Source organism: Pseudoduganella buxea (assembly GCF_009720835.1).
GTDB lineage: Bacteria > Pseudomonadota > Gammaproteobacteria > Burkholderiales > Burkholderiaceae_D > Rugamonas > Rugamonas buxea.
The window spans coordinates 45,849-61,748 of sequence record NZ_WNKZ01000002.1 but is presented as its reverse complement, the minus strand read 5'-3'; the positions used below and the strand labels follow the sequence as shown (position 1 = coordinate 61,748).

Annotated in this window: 19 protein-coding genes; 16 read left to right on the top strand and 3 right to left on the bottom strand. The window is 68.5% G+C overall.

Going from position 1 to position 15,900, the window contains the following annotated elements:
• Window positions 1-3 precede the first annotated feature (3 nt).
• The 8 genes from mdcC (at window position 4) to GM672_RS01190 (ending at window position 5,531) form a co-directional block, all read left to right on the top strand.
• Complete coding sequence (gene mdcC, locus GM672_RS01225) at window positions 4-318, top strand: malonate decarboxylase acyl carrier protein (RefSeq protein WP_155468711.1); 315 nt, start codon at window positions 4-6, stop codon at window positions 316-318.
• Window positions 315-1,214: a biotin-independent malonate decarboxylase subunit beta gene (locus GM672_RS01220; protein WP_155468710.1), complete on the top strand. Its 900-nt coding sequence runs from the start codon at window positions 315-317 to the stop codon at window positions 1,212-1,214. The genes mdcC and GM672_RS01220 overlap by 4 nt, the downstream gene beginning before the upstream one ends.
• Window positions 1,211-1,927, top strand: coding sequence for a biotin-independent malonate decarboxylase subunit gamma (gene mdcE / locus GM672_RS01215; RefSeq protein ID WP_155468709.1), 717 nt, complete (start codon window positions 1,211-1,213; stop codon window positions 1,925-1,927). The genes GM672_RS01220 and mdcE overlap by 4 nt, the downstream gene beginning before the upstream one ends.
• Window positions 1,911-2,591, top strand: coding sequence for a malonate decarboxylase holo-[acyl-carrier-protein] synthase (mdcG, locus tag GM672_RS01210; RefSeq protein WP_155468708.1), 681 nt, complete (start codon window positions 1,911-1,913; stop codon window positions 2,589-2,591). The genes mdcE and mdcG overlap by 17 nt, the downstream gene beginning before the upstream one ends.
• Entirely contained in the window at window positions 2,579-3,481 is a 903-nt protein-coding gene (gene mdcB, locus GM672_RS01205; protein ID WP_155468707.1) for a triphosphoribosyl-dephospho-CoA synthase MdcB, read from the top strand. The genes mdcG and mdcB overlap by 13 nt, the downstream gene beginning before the upstream one ends.
• Window positions 3,478-4,407 carry an ACP S-malonyltransferase gene (locus GM672_RS01200; protein WP_155468706.1) on the top strand — a complete coding sequence of 310 codons (930 nt, stop codon included), beginning with the start codon at window positions 3,478-3,480 and terminating at the stop codon, window positions 4,405-4,407. The genes mdcB and GM672_RS01200 overlap by 4 nt, the downstream gene beginning before the upstream one ends.
• Before the next feature lie 116 nt (window positions 4,408-4,523).
• On the top strand, window positions 4,524-4,664 hold the full coding sequence (locus GM672_RS01195; protein ID WP_155468705.1) for a hypothetical protein: 141 nt from the start codon (window positions 4,524-4,526) through the stop codon (window positions 4,662-4,664).
• Between the two features lie 105 nt (window positions 4,665-4,769).
• Complete coding sequence (locus tag GM672_RS01190; protein ID WP_155468704.1) at window positions 4,770-5,531, top strand: hypothetical protein; 762 nt, start codon at window positions 4,770-4,772, stop codon at window positions 5,529-5,531.
• Between the two features lie 9 nt (window positions 5,532-5,540).
• Here GM672_RS01190 and GM672_RS01185 read toward each other — a convergent pair whose 3' ends face one another.
• The gene (locus GM672_RS01185) at window positions 5,541-6,425 is read right to left on the bottom strand and encodes a LysR family transcriptional regulator (protein WP_155468703.1); all 885 of its coding nucleotides are present in this window, start codon (window positions 6,423-6,425) and stop codon (window positions 5,541-5,543) included.
• Window positions 6,426-6,523: 98 nt separating this feature from the next.
• Between GM672_RS01185 and GM672_RS01180 the strand changes: the two genes are divergently transcribed.
• Together GM672_RS01180 and GM672_RS01175 are read left to right on the top strand one after the other, a co-directional pair.
• Window positions 6,524-7,147, top strand: coding sequence for a glutathione S-transferase family protein (locus GM672_RS01180; RefSeq protein WP_155468702.1), 624 nt, complete (start codon window positions 6,524-6,526; stop codon window positions 7,145-7,147).
• Window positions 7,140-7,472: a DMT family transporter gene (locus GM672_RS01175; protein WP_188916010.1), complete on the top strand. Its 333-nt coding sequence runs from the start codon at window positions 7,140-7,142 to the stop codon at window positions 7,470-7,472. The genes GM672_RS01180 and GM672_RS01175 overlap by 8 nt, the downstream gene beginning before the upstream one ends.
• Before the next feature lie 28 nt (window positions 7,473-7,500).
• Here GM672_RS01175 and GM672_RS01170 read toward each other — a convergent pair whose 3' ends face one another.
• Together GM672_RS01170 and GM672_RS01165 are read right to left on the bottom strand one after the other, a co-directional pair.
• Entirely contained in the window at window positions 7,501-9,117 is a 1,617-nt protein-coding gene (locus GM672_RS01170; RefSeq protein WP_155468701.1) for an FAD-dependent oxidoreductase, read from the bottom strand.
• Window positions 9,117-10,637, bottom strand: coding sequence for a polyamine aminopropyltransferase (locus GM672_RS01165; protein ID WP_155468700.1), 1,521 nt, complete (start codon window positions 10,635-10,637; stop codon window positions 9,117-9,119). The genes GM672_RS01170 and GM672_RS01165 overlap by 1 nt, the downstream gene beginning before the upstream one ends.
• A 104-nt stretch (window positions 10,638-10,741) precedes the next feature.
• Between GM672_RS01165 and GM672_RS29080 the strand changes: the two genes are divergently transcribed.
• The 6 genes from GM672_RS29080 (at window position 10,742) to rsgA (ending at window position 15,861) form a co-directional block, all read left to right on the top strand.
• Window positions 10,742-11,128, top strand: coding sequence for a DUF350 domain-containing protein (locus tag GM672_RS29080; RefSeq protein WP_229427734.1), 387 nt, complete (start codon window positions 10,742-10,744; stop codon window positions 11,126-11,128).
• 28 nt (window positions 11,129-11,156) lie between these two features.
• A complete protein-coding gene (locus GM672_RS01155) occupies window positions 11,157-12,200 on the top strand; it encodes an SPFH domain-containing protein (protein ID WP_155468698.1) in 1,044 nt (347 codons plus the stop codon).
• 48 nt (window positions 12,201-12,248) lie between these two features.
• Window positions 12,249-13,679 (top strand): DUF4178 domain-containing protein, encoded by a 1,431-nt coding sequence (locus GM672_RS01150; RefSeq protein WP_229427733.1) that lies wholly within the window; start codon window positions 12,249-12,251, stop codon window positions 13,677-13,679.
• A gap of 6 nt (window positions 13,680-13,685) precedes the next feature.
• A complete protein-coding gene (locus tag GM672_RS28205) occupies window positions 13,686-13,856 on the top strand; it encodes a hypothetical protein (RefSeq protein WP_170299884.1) in 171 nt (56 codons plus the stop codon).
• A complete protein-coding gene (speD, locus tag GM672_RS01145; protein ID WP_155468696.1) occupies window positions 13,853-14,233 on the top strand; it encodes an adenosylmethionine decarboxylase in 381 nt (126 codons plus the stop codon). Before GM672_RS28205 ends, speD begins: the two co-directional genes overlap by 4 nt.
• 572 nt (window positions 14,234-14,805) lie before the next feature.
• The gene (gene rsgA / locus GM672_RS01140; RefSeq protein WP_155468695.1) at window positions 14,806-15,861 is read left to right on the top strand and encodes a ribosome small subunit-dependent GTPase A; all 1,056 of its coding nucleotides are present in this window, start codon (window positions 14,806-14,808) and stop codon (window positions 15,859-15,861) included.
• Window positions 15,862-15,900: the final 39 nt, after the last annotated feature.

Here is a 15,900-nt window from a genome sequence, read left to right as displayed (position 1 = left end):
ATCATGGAAACCCTTCAATTCAGGTTCGAACAGGGCAGCCGCCCGCTGGCCGGCATGGCCCAGCTGGTGGGCGTGGTCGGTTCGGGCAATCTCGAAGTACTGATCGAGCCGGCCAGCCTGGGCGGCGCCTGCGAAATCGAAGTGCGCACGGCGGCCGTCGGCTTCGGCGCCACGTGGCAGGCCGTAATGACGGACTTCCACGAGCGCTGGGGCCTGGCCGACGCGCGCATCTGCATCAACGACATGGGCGCGACACCGGCCGTGGTCAGCCTGCGGCTGGACCAGGCTGCCGAAACACTGACGGGAGGAACGCCATGAGCAGCTACCTGGAACTGACGGCGCGCCAGCGTATCCCGGCCATCTTCGATGCCGGCAGCTTCGAGGAATTCCTGCCGCCGTCGGCGCGCGTGGTCAGCCCGCACCTGGCCCAGCTCGACGCGCCCGTGTCGTTCGATGACGGCGTCGTGGTCGGGCGCGGCCTGCTGGACGGGCACGTCGTCTTCGGTGCGGCCCAGGAAGGCGGCTTCATGGGCGGCGCCGTCGGCGAAGTCCATGGCGCCAAGCTGGTCGGCATGCTGCGCCGTGCCGTCGACGAGCAGGCCCATGCCGTGCTGCTGCTGCTCGAATCGGGCGGCGTGCGGCTGCATGAAGCCAATGCCGGCCTGATTGCCGTGTCGGAAGTGATGCGCGCCATGCTCGACGCACGCGCCGCCGACATCCCGGTGGTCGCACTGGTGGGTGGCGCCAACGGCTGCTTCGGCGGCATGGGCATCTCGGCGCGCTGCGCCAACACGGTCATCATGTCGGAGGAAGGCCGGCTGGCCATGTCCGGCCCGGAAGTGATCGAGACGGCAAGCGGCGTCGAGGAATTCGACTCGCGCGACCGCGCCCTCGTGTGGCGCACCACGGGCGGCAAGCACCGCTACCTGCTGGGCGACTGCCAGGTGCTGGTGCCGGACGATACGGCCGCCTTCCGCGCCGCCGCCGTGCAGGCCATCGCGGACATCCGCGCCGGCAGCGCCAGCCTCACCCTGGAAGGCCTGCTGGACGAACAGGCCATGCTGGCCCGCCGCCTGGAGGACACCGCCGGGCTTCACGATCCCGTCGACGTGTGGCGCCAGCTGGGCGTACCCGACCCGGGCGCCGTGCCGATGCTGGAAGCGGACGCCTTCATGCAACTGGCGGCACCGTACCGCGCGGGAGGACAACGATGAACTGGCAGACCCTGGCTACCCAGCTGTTCCCCGGCGGGCACGATATCGCCGAACGGGACAATTTTTTATCCGGCAGCGCGCAGGTGGACGGCAAGACGGTGGCCGTCATCGGCACCACCGAGCACGTCCCCATCGGCATCGAGATCGCGCTGGCCCAGGCCCAGGCGATCCTGAAGACGGTGCAGGACCACCCGGGAAGGCCGATCCTGATCCTGGTCGACACGCAAGGCCAGCGCCTGCGCCACCGCGACGAGATGTTGGGCATCAACAGCTATATGGCCCACCTGGGCAAATGCGTCGACCTGGCGCGGCGCCGGGGCCATGCCGTGATCGGCCTGGTGTACGACCAGGCCCTGTCCGGCGGCTTTATCACCAGCGGCCTGATCGCCAGCGCCTGCTACGCGCTGCCGCAGGCGACGATCCGCGTGATGGGCTTGCCCGCGATGGCGCGCATCACGAAGGTGCCGGAAGAACGGCTGACCGAACTGGCGCGGGACAATCCCGTGTTCGCGCCGGGCCCGGAAAACTACCTGCGCATGGGCGGCCTGCACGGCATCTGGAACGACGACCTGGCGGCGCGCCTGGTCGAAGCGCTGGCCGACTGCCGCATGGAAGACGGGCGCATGGCGCTCGGCCTGGAACGGGGCGGGCGCCTGCTGGCCCAGCCCGTGGCGGAGGCGGTCAGGACGGGCGGTCATGTTCGCCCGGCATGACCTGGTGTGGCTCACGAGTCGGGGCTGGCAGCGGGTGCGCGCCGGCGCGCCGGCCCATGCCTTGCCGGCGCTCGATACGTGGCGCGATGCCGGCTGGCCCGCCGTGGTGCGGCGGGCGGAAACCGACATGGCGCCGGGCGAGGTGGCGATCGGTTTCGCGCTGCCGCCCCGGCCCCATGATGGCGGCAAGCTGCGCGTGGGCTGCCGGGTCGAACTGGCCGATATCGGCCGCCGCACGCGCGCCCTGTCCCTGGTCGGCGCCCTCGATGCGGTGCCGCCGGCCTGGCGCGAAGCGCTGGCGGCACTGGAACGGGAAGCGGCCGGCGCGGGACTGGGCCTGGCCGTGTATGGGTCCGTCGCGCTGGCGGCGCTGACGGGGCAGGCATACGTGACGGCCAGTTCCGATATCGACCTGTTGCTGCGCCCCCTGAACCGCGCGCAGCTGACGGCGGGATTGGACCTGCTGGCCCGGCACGGGGCGGTGCTGCCGCTCGACGGTGAAGTGGTGTTTCCGGACGGGCGCGCGGTGGCGTGGAAGGAACTGCGCGCCGCCTTCGACAGCGCGCCCGGCACGCGCGTGCTGGCCAAGGGCCTGGAGCGCGTGGCCCTGGTAGTGCCGAAGGAACTGCTGGCGACCCTGGAGGACCCGCGATGGCTGAACTGAGCACGGCGCTGCGAATCGCCCATGCGGCGCCCGCCTTCGGCATCGACGGTACCCGGCAGTTCTGCCAGCGCATCGCGCGCCTCGCCGTGCGCAGCCTGTACGCGGAACTGGCCCTGTATCCCAAGCCGGGGCTGGTTTCGCTGGTCGACAACGGCAGCCATCAGGACATGACGGCGGCCACGTTCGTGCGCAGCCTGTTCGCGCTGCGCCGCTACTTTTTGCTCATCACGCAAGCCGGCATGGCCGATGCGCCCTTCCACGAACTGAAACGCCTGGGCATCGACGCGGAGGCACGCATGCTGCGCGCGACAAACGGCATCAATACCCACCGGGGCGCCATCTTCTGCCTGGGACTCCTGTGCGCCGCCATCGGGCGCTGCCGGGCGGACGGCGTGGTGCTGACGCCAAGCGCCATCCAGGCCGCGCTGCTGCGCTACTGGGGCCGCGAACTCGGTGCCCACAGCGGCGACGCGGCCACGCCGTCGCATGGCACGGCAGCCCTGTTGCGCTATGCCGCCAGCGGTGCCCGCGAGGAAGGGGCGCGGGGCTTTCCGTCCGTGTTCGCCGTCGGCCTGCCGGCACTGCGGCGCACCTTGGCCGCCGGCCGCTGTGCGCGCCGCGCCCGCATTGATGCGCTGTTCGCGCTGATGGCGCACGTCAGCGACACCAATGTCTACCACCGGGGCGGCCCGGCCGGCGCACTGGCGGTACGGCGTTCGGCCCGCGCCTTTGTCGCCCGTGGCGGCACGGCCGCGCCCGACTGGGAAGCGCGCGCCGTGGCCTGCCACCGCAGCTTCGTCGCCGCGCGCCTGTCCCCGGGCGGCGCGGCTGACCTGCTGGGCGCCGTGTGCCTGGTGCAGTCGGCATGCGCGGAGCTGGATTTGACATGACGGGCCGACTCGTCGTGCTGTGCCCGGGCCAGGGCGCCCAGCATGCCGCCATGTTCGATATGGCGCGCACCGATCCCGCCGCCAGCCGGCTGCTGGACCGGTGGTTCGACGACCCCGTGCTGGCCGAGCCGCTGCGCGCCGCCGTCGACGGCCCGGCGGGTTTTGCCAACCGGGTGGCGCAACCGTCCATCGTCGCCGCCACGCTGGCGATGTGGACGGCGTTGGCGGAAACCATCCCGCAGCCGGCGCTGGTGGCCGGCTACAGCATCGGCGAGTTGTCGGCCCATGCGGTGGCGGGCACGCTCGATGCCACGGCCACCGTGAAACTGGCCGCCGAACGGGCACGCCTGATGGATGCGTGCGTGGCGGACGGACCGCCGCAGGCCATGGTGGCGCTGTCCGCCCTGCCCGATGGCAGCGCCAGCGCCCTGCTGCAGCGCTTCGGCTTTTACGCCGCGATCGTCACCGGCGAGGACACCCTGGTTGCCGGCGGCCCCGCCAGCGAGCGCGACGCCTTGGCGGCAGCGGCCATCGCCGCCGGCGGCCGCGCCACCGTGCTGCCGGTGGCGGTGGCGTCGCACACGCCGCTGCTGGCAGGCGCCGTGGCGCCGTTTGCCGCGCTGCTGCAAGAGCAGCCCTGGCAGGCGCCGGCCTTCCCCGTCCTGGCGGGGATTTCGGCCGAGCCGGTATGGGATGCGCAGCGCGCCATCGACACCCTGTCGCGCCAGGTCGCCACGCCGATCCGTTGGCACGATTGCATGGACGCCTGCATCGAAGCGGGCGCCACTGTCGCGCTGGAACTGGGGCCGGGCGCCGCGCTGTCGCGCATGTTGCAAGCCCGCCACCCCCACATCGCCTGCCGCGCCGTCACGGAGTTCCGGTCGCTGGACGGGATACGGGCCTGGCTGGATCGGCAGCTCGCATAACATTCACGAAGCCCATAACCGGTATTGCATTTGAGAATTGGAAGTTAAGGCGGCTCGCCTATATAACGGTGGTATCGGATCGCACGCGCGATCGTCACCATTGCTGGAGTCGCACCATGAAACACGCCATTACCCTCGTCGTCCGTACCTTGCTGGCCGCCGCCCGTGCGCGTGCCGCATACCGGCTGCGCAAGCAAACCGAAGTCGCCCGCCCGGCGCGCCAGGACTACCGGCTGAACGCCGGCGGCTGGAACTGAACGGCAGCTTCTTTCTCTCCAGGGGACGCTTCCCCCTGCCTCGATCGCATCCTGTGTAACAATCGCGCCAACGCCGCCGGCGCACGATCGTAATCGAGGAACCCGATGCAAGAACTCCTGTCCCAACTCGCCCGCCTGTACCTGCACCCGGAAGTGTCCCTGCCGGATGCGACGCCCCGCGTGATCGATCCCGTCACCCAGGAAGCGGTGCGCGTCGTTGTCATTCCCTTCGACGTGCAGCCCGAGCACAGCGGCGCCGACCGGTGGGCGCAACTGTGCGCCGTCGCCAATGCGCTGCAAGGCGAGCTGGGTTTGCCGGCGCCGGCCGTCAGCGTGTCCGGCGCCACGGGCTTCCGGCTGTGGCTTTCGTTCGCCGAACCGGTGCCGGTGCCGAAGGCCCAGCACTTCCTCGCTTTGCTGCGCACGGCCTACTTCGACGACGTCACGTTGCCGGCCGCCGGCGTGCGCGCACCCGTGGCCTTCCCGCCCGGCCTGAACGGCGCCACCGGCAAATGGGCCGCCTTCATCCACCCCGGCATGGGCGCCTCGTTCGAGGACGAACCGGCGCTGGACATGCCACCGCCCGCGATGGGCCAGGTGGCGCTGCTGCAGGGGCTCGACAGCATCAGCCCGGCGCAGCTGCAGCGCGCGATGGGCATCCTGCAGCCTGACATTCGCCAGCCCGACGTGCCCCAACCGGCAGCGGAGGTGCCGCCCGCCGTGCAGTCCGCGCAGTCCGCGCAGCCCGTGCAGTCCGACACGGCGCAAGGCCTGCTGCTGAAGGACGCCACCCTGGAAGACATCGTGCGCCACCTGCACGCGCAAAATATCGAGCCGACGTTCCGGCATGTGCTCGTGCCGCGATAACGCTCACGCTCACGCCAACGGCCCCTGCCCGGCCAGGCGGGTGTACAGGAACTCCGTGAACGTGCGGATGCGGTTGACCCGGCGCAGGTCGGGATGGGTCAGGACCCACACGTCCGTGTCCAGCGCGGGCACGGGTGGCGCCAGTTGCACGAGATCGGGCCGGGTGTCCGCCAGCAGGCAAAGCAGCATGCCGGCGCCGAGGCCCGCCGCCACCGCAGCGGTCATGCCGACCAGCGAATCGACGCTCAAGGCCGTGCGTTCCGGTGGCACGTGCTCGCGCAGCCAGCGCGCCTGGGCCAGGTGGGCCAATGCATCGTCCGGCGCGACCCAGTCGTGCTTCGCCCAATCGCCACCGTGCGGGCCTCCGCCTTCGACCCTCTCCAGATAAGCCCTCGACGCATAGGGCGCCGTGCGCACGGTGCCCAGCTTGCGGCCCGCCAGCCGGTCCGGCGGCGTGTTCGACGGGCGGATGGCGACGTCCGCCTCGCGCCGCGTCAAATTCAAAAAACTGTTGTCGACCGTGACCTGCAGCGCGATGCCGGGATGGTGGCGCCGAAACTCGGCCAGCGCCGGCAGCAGCAGCGCTTCCAGCAAGGTGTCGGTGGTAGTGACGCGGATCGTGCCCTGCAGCGCGGCATTGCGACCGCTCATCTGCCGGGCGACGTCGTTCATGCCGTCGTCCAGCGGCGCCAGCAGCGCCAGCAGTTCGTCGCCGGCAGCCGTCAGCACGTAGCCGTTCTGGAAGCGCTCGAACAGCCGGGCGTCCAGCACGGTTTCCAGCTTGTCCAGCCGGCGCAGCACAGTGGAATGGCTCTGGCCCAGCCGGCGCGCGGCGGCCGACAGCGATCCGGTCGCGGCGACAGCAAGGAAATAGCGGTAATCGTCCCAGTTCATGGCTGTGCAAAAATGGACAAACGTTATGCGGCGACAGGGAATTGTTCGTCATTGTTGCACAGGCTACGCTGGACCCTTCTCAATGAAGGAGCTCACTCATGTACACCGCCTACCTTGCCGACACCCCCAATGGCCGGAAGATTCCCATCGCGCTCGAGGAGCTGGACCTGGAATACCGCATCCGCGCGGTCGACCTGGCGGCCGGCGAGCAGCACGCACCGGCTTTCCAGGGCCTGAACCCGAACGGCAAGATCCCCGTGCTGGTCGACGAGGCCAGCGGGTGCGCGCTGTTCGAATCGGGCGCCATCCTGTTCCACCTGGCCGAAGCGACGGGCCGGCTGATGCCCACCGATGCGCCAGGACGCGACACGGTGCTGCAATGGCTGTTCCTGCAGGCCGCCAGCGTGGGGCCCATGCTGGGACAACTGTGGTGGTTCCGGCATGCCACGCCCGAACGCGATGCCCTGGCGCTGGCCCGCTACACGCGCGAGACGCAGCGCCTCTACGGCGTCATCGACAGCCGGTTGGCCGCATCGCGCCATATCGCTGGCGACGGCTACACGGTGGCCGACATCGCCTTCTACCCGTGGCTCGCGACCCACGAAGAGCTGGGCATCGCCATCGGCGACTACCCCCGCGTGCAAGACTGGCTGCAACGGCTGGGCGCGCGCGAGGCAGTGCGGCGCGGCTTGCAGAAGACAACGGAGGCGACCCGTGTCTAGCCTGGCCGCGTGGGCGCTGGTGCTGGCGGCCGGCGTGCTGGAAATCGCCATGGCCTTTGCGTTGAAATCCTCCGACGGCTGGACCCGCCCCACACCCAGCGTGCTGGCGGTGCTGGCCGCCTTCGCCAGCATCTACCTGCTTGCCACGGCCGTGCGCGCGCTGCCCCTGGGCCTGGCCTATGCCGTGTGGACGGGCATCGGGGCCGTCGGCGTCACGCTGGTCGGCATCGTCTGCTTCGCCGAGCACGTGTCGGCGCCGCGCCTGCTGTTCATGGCCTTGATCTTTGTCGGCATCGTCGGGCTGAAGGCGTCGCCCGCGTCGTGAACCGGCGAGGCCGCCGTTACCGCCTTCGCTAGCCCATGGCCCGCAGCGCCGCCTGCACGCCCCACCACGACGCCTCCTCGAACACGGAAAAACCGGACAAGTCGGCATGCGCGAACAGGACCGGGCCATCGGCGTCGCGCAAGGCCGCCAGCCCGGCATTGGTGCGAAAGCCCGGCAGGGGGATCGCCATGGCGTGCGCGCGCAAGGTGATGTCGGCCCGCTCGATATGGCGGTCGATCCCGCTGCCGTAGGCAGCGTGCAGGTCGGCGCCGGCCAGCGCCAGCAGCTCGTCCGGACTGGCCGTCTGCAGCCAGCGGCGTCCGTCCAGCGGCGTGCGGTCGGACAGCGCCGCATACGTCGTGAAGACGGTGCGGGCGGGCGGGGCGACGCGGATGTCCTGGTGGGTCGAGACGACATAGCCCAGGTTCGGGCCGCCGCCGTCCCGGTAGACCATGTTGTCCCACGATAGGGGCGCTTCCGGCAGCTCGGCCGGGAAGCCCCGCAGCAGGTAGTTCGTCACCAGCCACGGCGCGGTCGCGGGCAGGTGGCTGGCCGGGTCGAAGCCGAAGCGGCCGATGTTCTCCACCACGCGGCTGGCGACGAAGAGGGGCATCGCGCAGATGACCTTGCGCGCCCGCACCAGAGTGCTGCGCGGCTTGCCGCCCTCCAGCGTGCAGCACAGCGCCTCGACCCGGTCGCCGACGGTGCGTACGGAGACGGCGGCGCCGGCCAGGCGGCGGGCCCGCGCCCGTTCCAGCAGGCCTTCGGCCAGCGGTTGCAGGCCGCCCGGCCACGTCAGCCAGGCGCCGTCGGCCGCATTCGCCGCCTCGCCGCCGCGCGCGCAGAAGTAATGCAGGCCGGCCCAGGCGGAAACCCGCTCCGCCGTGGCGCCGTAGTCGTCGCGGCAGCAGTAATCCACGTACCAGTACAAGGTGGGCGAGCGATAACCCTGCTGCCCGAGCCACTGGCGCATGGTCAGCGTGTCCAGCGCCAGCCAGGCCGGGTCGCGCGAGCACAGGCTGCTGGGCAAGGTGAACACGCGCCGGCCGTCGGCGCCGCGCAGGGTGCGCAGCTGCGCCATCTCGGCGAAGAAGCGCCGGTGCTCGGCCAGCTCCGGCGCCGGCACGCCTGCGTGCGGCACGATGCCCTCGTGCCAGCGGCCGTCGCGCAGCAGGCGTTCTTCCGGCGCGTGCAGGATGAAGCGCTCGTCGTAGGTGGGCCGCTCGCCGTGCGGATCGCGCAGCAGGATGCCCAGGTCGGCCAGGATGTCGCGCACGTGCGCGCAGTCGCGCGACGGCAACGGCAGGTAGTGCGCGCCGGTGGGGTAGGCCAGGTCGCCATGCCGGCCGCCGGCGGCATTGCCGAACGGTTCGGGGCCGTCCACCAGCAGGAAGTCGTCATGGCCGGCGCGGCGCAACTGCCATGCCGCCGTCAGCCCCGCCATGCCGGCGCCGAGGATGGCGATATCGGTCTCGATGATTTGTACCGGCGCCGGCACCAGGCTGCGGTCGCGCAGGTAGTGGCCCAGCTCCCGCCCCGGCGCGTGGATGGCGGGCGTGACTTCGTGCAGGTGGCGCCAGCCCGCCACGCTGGCGGCAGCGGCCGTGCCGGCGGCGGCGCCGAAGAGGAAGGTGCGGCGCTGCATCAGCGGATCGTGCGGCGCCAGTCCTGCTCGAACTCGTGCACCAGCGACTGGGTGTTCAGCCGGTTCGGCGCCATCGGCAGCGGCTGCATGTCCGGCGGGAAGACGAACATTTCGCGCGTGGTCTGCCCGTTCAGGAAGCGCAGCGGCAGCGGGTAGGACGCGGGCGGCTGGTAGTTCAGCTGCGGCGACGCGAGGATGAAACCCCACTCGCCGAACGACGGCACGTAGGCGTGGTAGGGCCAGGTGCGCATGCCCACATCGCGCAGGGTGGCGTTGACGGTCCAGTAGGCGTGCGGCGCAAAGAACGGCGACGTCGATTGCACCACGACGATGCCCTTGGCGGCCAGGTGTTTTTTCAATATGCCGTAGAACGGCACCGAGTACAGCTTGCCCAGCGCGAAGCTGGACGGGTCGGGGAAGTCGACGATGACGGCATCGAACATGGCGTCGGCCTGCTCCGGCTGCTGCAGCCAGATCGCCGCATCGGCATTGACGACCTTCACGCGCCGGTCGTGGAAGCTGTCGTGGTTCAGGCGGCGCAGTTCCTCGCGCTGGGTGAAGGCGGCCGTCATGGCCGGGTCCAGGTCGACGACAGTGACATGTTCGATATGGCGGTAGCGCAGCACTTCGCGCAGCGCCAGGCCATCGCCGCCGCCCAGCACCAGCACCCGCTTGGCCCACGGCAGCGCCGCCAGCGCCGGGTGCACCAGGGCCTCGTGGTAACGGTACTCGTCGCGCGAGGAGAACTGCAGGTTGCCGTTGATGTACAGGCGCAGGTCGTCCTTCCAGCGCGTGATGACGAGGCGCTGGTAGGGCGTGCTGGTGGCATACACGATCTCGTCGCCGAACAGGCCATGCTCGCCCCAGTGCGTCAGCCGGTCGGCGCCGGCGAAGCCGAACATCAATACCGCCAGCACGGCGCAGGCGCGCAAGGTGCGGCCGGTCAGTTCCGTCAGCTCGGCGCGGAAGACGTAGATGGTCCACAAGGCCACTCCGATATTGAGCATGCCGAACAGGAAGCCCGAACGCACCAGGCCCAGGTGCGGCGCCAGCACCAGCGGGAACAGCAGCGACACGGCCAGCGCGCCCAGGTAGTCGAAGGTCAGCACGCGGCTGACCAGTTCCGAGAACGCCGTCTGGCGCGCGTTCAGCGCCCGCATCACCAGCGGCACTTCCATGCCGACGCAGACGCCGACGAGGAAGACGATCACGTACAGCATCAGCCGGAATGGTGCGGCGGCCCAGGAGAAGGTGAGGAACAGCAGCGCGGCCGAGACGCCGCCGATCAGGCCGACGGCCAGTTCGATGTCGACGAAGCGCGACAGCACGTCTTCATCCTTCACGTACTGCGCCAGGTGGGCGCCGACGCCCATGGCGAACAGGTAGCAGCCGATAATGGTGGAGAACTGCAGGATCGAATCGCCCAGCAGGTAGCTGGCCAAGGCGCCGGCTATCAGTTCATAAGCCAGTCCGCACGATGCGACGACGAATACGGAGAGGATCAGAATCTTTTTGTTCATCGCGGGCTTTATCGCTTAATATCTTTCGCTTAATATGCTGCGTAATATCTTTTTACCGGCAAGCCAGCTACTATAATTCATTGCGAGATAAAAACGGGATCATCGTGTACGCCGTCGCCAATTACCTGATTCACCTGTTTCTGGCCGCCGCGCTGCTGGCCGTATTCTTTCGCGCCTACACGTGGATGACGCCGTACGATGAAGTGCTGCTGATCCGCCAGGGCAACCACGCGGCCATGCTGTCGCTGGGCGGCGCCCTGCTGGGCTTCTCGCTGACGATTGCGTCGAGCCTGCTGCACACCCGCAATTACCAGGAATTCTTCGCCTGGGCCTTCGGCGCCATGATCGTGCAGGCACTGGCCTATGCCATCGCTTCGCGCACCTTGAAAAATGCGAAGGACCAGATCGAATCCGGCAACAGCGCCTTCGGCGGCCTGCTCGGCGCCATCGCCCTGGCCATCGGCGGCATCAATGCCGCCTGCGTTTCATAAAACACCCCAATTCGTCCGGAGGCACCCCATGAGTATCGGCAGCTTTATCAAGAAGCAGTTTATCGACGTCCTGCAATGGAACGAGGACGAGGAAGGCGTGCTGGCCTGGCGCTACCCGATGCAGGACTTCGAGATCCAGAACGGCGGCGTGCTGGTGGTGCGTGAATCGCAGGTGGCCGTGTTCGTCAACGAAGGCCAGATCGCCGACGTGTTCGGCCCCGGCACCCACAAGCTGACGACGCAGACGCTGCCGGTGCTGACCAACCTGAAAAACTGGGACAAGCTGTTCGACGCGCCGTTCAAGTCCGACGTCTACTTCTTCAGCACGCGCGTGCAGACGGGCCGCAAGTGGGGTACGCCGCAGCCGATCACGATCCGCGACAAGGATTTCGACATGATCCGCGTGCGCGCCTTCGGCATGTATTCGTATCGCGTGGCCGACGCCCGCAAGTTCTTCACGGAGATCAGCGGCACGCGCGCGGCCTATACGCGCGACGAGGTCGAGGACCAGCTGCGCGGCATCCTGCTGGCGACGATGGCCAGCTCGCTGGGCGGCTCGAACGTGGCCTTCCTCGACATGGCGGCCAACCAGGCCCTGATGGCGCAGGAGGTCAAGGGCGACCTGGCCGACGCCTTCGCCCGCTACGGCATCGCGCTGGACGAATTCAACGTGGCCAGCGTCAGCCTGCCCGAGGAACTGCAGGCCGCGCTGGACGAGCGCATCGCCGCCGGCATGAAGGGCAGCCTGTCCTCGGACAAGATGACGGGCTTCACCCGCTACCAGACGGCGACGGCCATTCCGCTGGCGGCCCAGAACGAAGGCGGCATCGCCGGCATCGGCGCCGGCCTGGGCGCGGGCGTGACGATCGGCCAGGCCATGGGCCAGGCGGTCGGTGCTTCCCTGACGCCCGCCGCGCCGCAAGCCGCCGTGGCGCCAGTCGCTGCCGCGCCGGCCGAGGACTCGATCGAGGCACGCCTGGAAAAACTCAAGGGCCTGCTGGACAAGGGCCTGATCTCCGCGGCCGACTACGACGGCACCAAGGCCGAGCTGCTGAAAAAGCTGATCGGCTAAGACTGGCCTGATTTGCTGACCGTTTCCTGTCCCAGCTGCGGCGCCGGCGTGCGCTTTCGCTCCCACGCGTCCGTCATGGCCGTGTGCGAATTCTGCCGCACCGGCGTCGTCAAGGACCCGGCGGCCGTGCGCGAGCTGGGCAAGGTCGCCGAGGTGCTGGAGGATTACTCGCCGATCCAGCTGGGCACGAGCGGCACCTGGGGCCAGCGCGGCTTCACGGTTGTCGGCCGGCTGCAGCTGCGCTACGACGCCGGCATGTGGAACGAGTGGCATATCCTGTTCGACGACGGCAGCAGCGGCTGGCTGGCCGATGCGTCGGGCCAGTACACCGTCACGACGGCGCGCGACACCCCTGCCTCCCTGCCCGCCTTCGAGACCCTGCGCCCGGGCCAGGAATACCAGATCGGCACGGAGCGCTACACCGCCGCCGACGTGCGCACGGCCGAATGCGTCGGCGGCCAGGGCGAGCTGCCTTTCATCGTCGGTGCCGGCTGGCAGGCCCGCGTGGCCGACCTGCGCCAGGGCACGGCCTTCGTCACCCTGGACTACTCCGACGGCGCCGCGCCGCAACTGTATGGCGGCAAAGCCGCCACCCTGGAAGGCCTGAAGTGCCAGCTGCTGCGCGACGACGACACCATCCTGCAAACGGCGGGCCGTTACCGGGGCAAGCTTGCGGCGCTGTCCTGCCCATCGTGCGGCAACGCCATCCAGTATCTGCCCGGCCTGACGGCAAGCCTGGTCTGCAAGGCCTGCCGCGCCCAGCTCGATGCAGCCAGTCCCCAGGCCCAGGTGCTGCAGGCGGGCGAAAAGGTGAAGGCCGTTCGCACCACGCTGGAACTGGGTGCGGAGGGCAAGCTGGGCAACCAGAAGATCACCGTTATCGGCGTGATGCGCCGGATGGACGACGAGGGCTCGACGTGGACCGAGTACCTGCTGTACGGCGCGCGCGGCGGCTTCACGTGGCTGGAAGAGACGGACGACGGCTGGTTCAAGTCGCAGGTGATGGACGACTGGCCCCGCTGGCAGGGCGAGAAGGCGCAACTGGGCAGCGTGCGTTTCGAACAGCAGTACGACTACCGCGCCACGGTGACGTTCGCCGCCGGCGCCTTCAACTGGCGCGTGCAGGTGGGCGACGCCACGCGCATCGTCGAATTCGAGCGCAACGGCGTGCACCTGGCGGCCGAGCTGACGGCGCATGAGCTGACGTGGTCGAAGTCGACGCCGGTGGCCCATGACCAGGTGCAGGCGTGGTTCGATCCGAAGGCGAAGGCGAAGAAGGCGGCGCCCCGCACCAAGGGGGGCAACGCGCCGGACCGGACCTACCGCGACGTGGCCGTCATGTTCATCATCGGCATGTTGCTGATCAACGCCATTCCCCTGGTGTTCGGTTTCCGCGCCACTTACCTGTACACGGTGCTGGGGTCGGCGGCGGTGTACCTGCCCGCCCGTTTCCTCGACTGGCTGAACGAACGACGGTGAGCGACAATGAATAAATTCATGATGTACGCCTTCGCCGTCGCGGTGCTGTCGGCCATTGCCAGCTGGGCCAATCTCATCGACGGCTCGGGCGGCAGCAGCAGCCGCGGTGGCAGCAGCTGGTCGTCCAGCACCGGCAGCAGCGGCGGCAGCTGGGGCGGCGGCGGCGGCCACAAATGACGACGACCTCCTACCGCGCCGAAGGCACGCATTTGCTGGCCGACCTGTCCGGCATCGCGCCCGCCCTGCTGACCGACTGCGCCGCCATCGAGGCGTTGCTGCGCGCGGCGGCGCTGGCCGCCGGCGCCACCATCCTGCACAGCCACTTCCATGCCTTCGGCCCCGGCCAGGGCGTCACGGGCGTCGTGCTGCTGGCCGAATCACATATCTCGATCCACACGTGGCCGGAACAGCACTTCGCCGCCGCCGACGTCTTCATGTGCGGCGCATCGCAACCGGCGCTGGCGCTGGCCGTGCTGCAGGCGGCACTGGCGCCGGCACGCTGCGACGTGCGCACGGTGCGGCGGCAGGCCAGCGCCGACGCAGTACCGGCTTAAGCAAACAGCCGCGTTTTTATGGATGAGACTGTGTTCACCTTGGGGTCAGACCCCGACAAAGACACGAGCTCAACAGTCCTCCCGAATTTTACGGATGAGGCTGTGTCCATGTCGGGGTCTGACCCCACTGTTCACCTTGGGGTCAGACCCCGACAAAGACACGAGCTCAACAGTCCTCCCGAATTTTACGGATGAGGCTGTGTCCATGTCGGGGTCTGACCCCACGGTGGACACGGGCTCGACGGTTATGGGGGTGCGCGACGGGGCCTGTGCGGCCGGGCGTGCCGCTGCTTGTTGACGCATCGGCTACAAGGTGACACACTGGCCATCCCTTCACCGCTTACAGGAGAACCCCATGTCAATGCTGGATATTGCCCTCCTGTCGGCCGCGTGATCGTCTCGCACCACTACACCACGTAACTCCGCATACACATCGCGTTTCGCGGTACCGCGTCACCCTGGTGTTCCGCGCTCGCGCGCGCCGACTTCCGCCGACTGTCAACGTTGCCGCCACGCCCCGTGGCCGGCTGTGTTCGCGCGCCTGCGCGTTACGGATTTCGGAACCCCACACCATGATCGACTTCGATATCGAAGCATTACGCACCATCGGATTCAACCACAGCATCCACCAACATCTGGCCACCCAGCTGGCCGGCCTCGACCTGCGTTCGGACGACCGGCTGATGCGCGTCATTGCCGTCCAGCGCGAGCAATTGACCATCCATGACGGCCACGCGCAATACCTCGCGCGCGCCTTGCCCAAGCTCCATGACGGCGATCTGACCGTGGGCGACTGGGTGCTAGCCCAATTGCGGGAGCACGGCGAATGGTGGCTGACGCAGCGCCTGGCCCCTTTATCGCTGATCAGCCGCCGCGCCAATGACGGCCGACGCCAGATATTGGCCAGCAATATCGATACGGCCCTGCTGGTCATGGGACTGGACGACGATTTCAATCCGCGCCGGCTGGAACGGTATATTGCGCTGGTCCAGGCTGCCGGTATTACACCGGTGGTGGTATTGACCAAGGCCGATATCGGCCACGCCGTCGACGAAAGAATTTCCTTGTTACAGCATCGATTGCCGTCAGCCATTTTGATTCACGCCTTGAATGCCCTGTCGCCCGACGTTATCGACCTGTTGGCACCGACGCTGCAACCGGGACAGACCGCTTGCTTATTGGGCGCTTCCGGCACGGGAAAATCGACGTTGACGAATACGCTCACGCGCGCGCATCAGGATACGGGGGGCGTGCGCAAAAGCGATGGCCGCGGCATGCATACGACCACCGGGCGGTCGCTGCATTTCAGCCGTACCGGTGCCTGTATTATCGATACCCCCGGACTGCGCACGTGGCAGCCGGATGCCGATGAAACGACCCTGGCGGCCACTTTCGACGATATCGACGCGCTGGCAGCCCAGTGTCAATTTCGCGATTGCCGGCACCAAGGTGAACCGGGCTGCGCCGTGATTGCCCATGTCGATCCCGACCGGGTGGCCAATTTCCATAAGCTGCTGCGCGATGTGCGCCGTGGCGAACAAACGCCGTTGCAGCGCATCGCCGAGCGGGGCAAGTGGAAAACCATGCAGAAGGCCGCGAGCAGTCGCATCAAGGAGAAATATCGCTGACAAGGCAGACCCCGCCGTCCCGGTGATCATTCCATAACA

What these genes read in the sequence shown, in the direction of transcription:
- mdcC (WP_155468711.1), top strand. Translation starts at nt 4, where the DNA reads ATGGAAACCCTTCAATTCAGGTTCGAACAGGGCAGCCGCCCGCTGGCC.
- GM672_RS01220 (WP_155468710.1), top strand. Translation starts at nt 315, where the DNA reads ATGAGCAGCTACCTGGAACTGACGGCGCGCCAGCGTATCCCGGCCATC.
- mdcE (WP_155468709.1), top strand. Translation starts at nt 1,211, where the DNA reads ATGAACTGGCAGACCCTGGCTACCCAGCTGTTCCCCGGCGGGCACGAT.
- mdcG (WP_155468708.1), top strand. Translation starts at nt 1,911, where the DNA reads ATGTTCGCCCGGCATGACCTGGTGTGGCTCACGAGTCGGGGCTGGCAG.
- mdcB (WP_155468707.1), top strand. Translation starts at nt 2,579, where the DNA reads ATGGCTGAACTGAGCACGGCGCTGCGAATCGCCCATGCGGCGCCCGCC.
- GM672_RS01200 (WP_155468706.1), top strand. Translation starts at nt 3,478, where the DNA reads ATGACGGGCCGACTCGTCGTGCTGTGCCCGGGCCAGGGCGCCCAGCAT.
- GM672_RS01195 (WP_155468705.1), top strand. Translation starts at nt 4,524, where the DNA reads ATGAAACACGCCATTACCCTCGTCGTCCGTACCTTGCTGGCCGCCGCC.
- GM672_RS01190 (WP_155468704.1), top strand. Translation starts at nt 4,770, where the DNA reads ATGCAAGAACTCCTGTCCCAACTCGCCCGCCTGTACCTGCACCCGGAA.
- GM672_RS01185 (WP_155468703.1), bottom strand. Translation starts at nt 6,425, where the DNA reads ATGAACTGGGACGATTACCGCTATTTCCTTGCTGTCGCCGCGACCGGA.
- GM672_RS01180 (WP_155468702.1), top strand. Translation starts at nt 6,524, where the DNA reads ATGTACACCGCCTACCTTGCCGACACCCCCAATGGCCGGAAGATTCCC.
- GM672_RS01170 (WP_155468701.1), bottom strand. Translation starts at nt 9,117, where the DNA reads ATGCAGCGCCGCACCTTCCTCTTCGGCGCCGCCGCCGGCACGGCCGCT.
- GM672_RS01165 (WP_155468700.1), bottom strand. Translation starts at nt 10,637, where the DNA reads ATGAACAAAAAGATTCTGATCCTCTCCGTATTCGTCGTCGCATCGTGC.
- GM672_RS01155 (WP_155468698.1), top strand. Translation starts at nt 11,157, where the DNA reads ATGAGTATCGGCAGCTTTATCAAGAAGCAGTTTATCGACGTCCTGCAA.
- GM672_RS28205 (WP_170299884.1), top strand. Translation starts at nt 13,686, where the DNA reads ATGAATAAATTCATGATGTACGCCTTCGCCGTCGCGGTGCTGTCGGCC.
- speD (WP_155468696.1), top strand. Translation starts at nt 13,853, where the DNA reads ATGACGACGACCTCCTACCGCGCCGAAGGCACGCATTTGCTGGCCGAC.
- rsgA (WP_155468695.1), top strand. Translation starts at nt 14,806, where the DNA reads ATGATCGACTTCGATATCGAAGCATTACGCACCATCGGATTCAACCAC.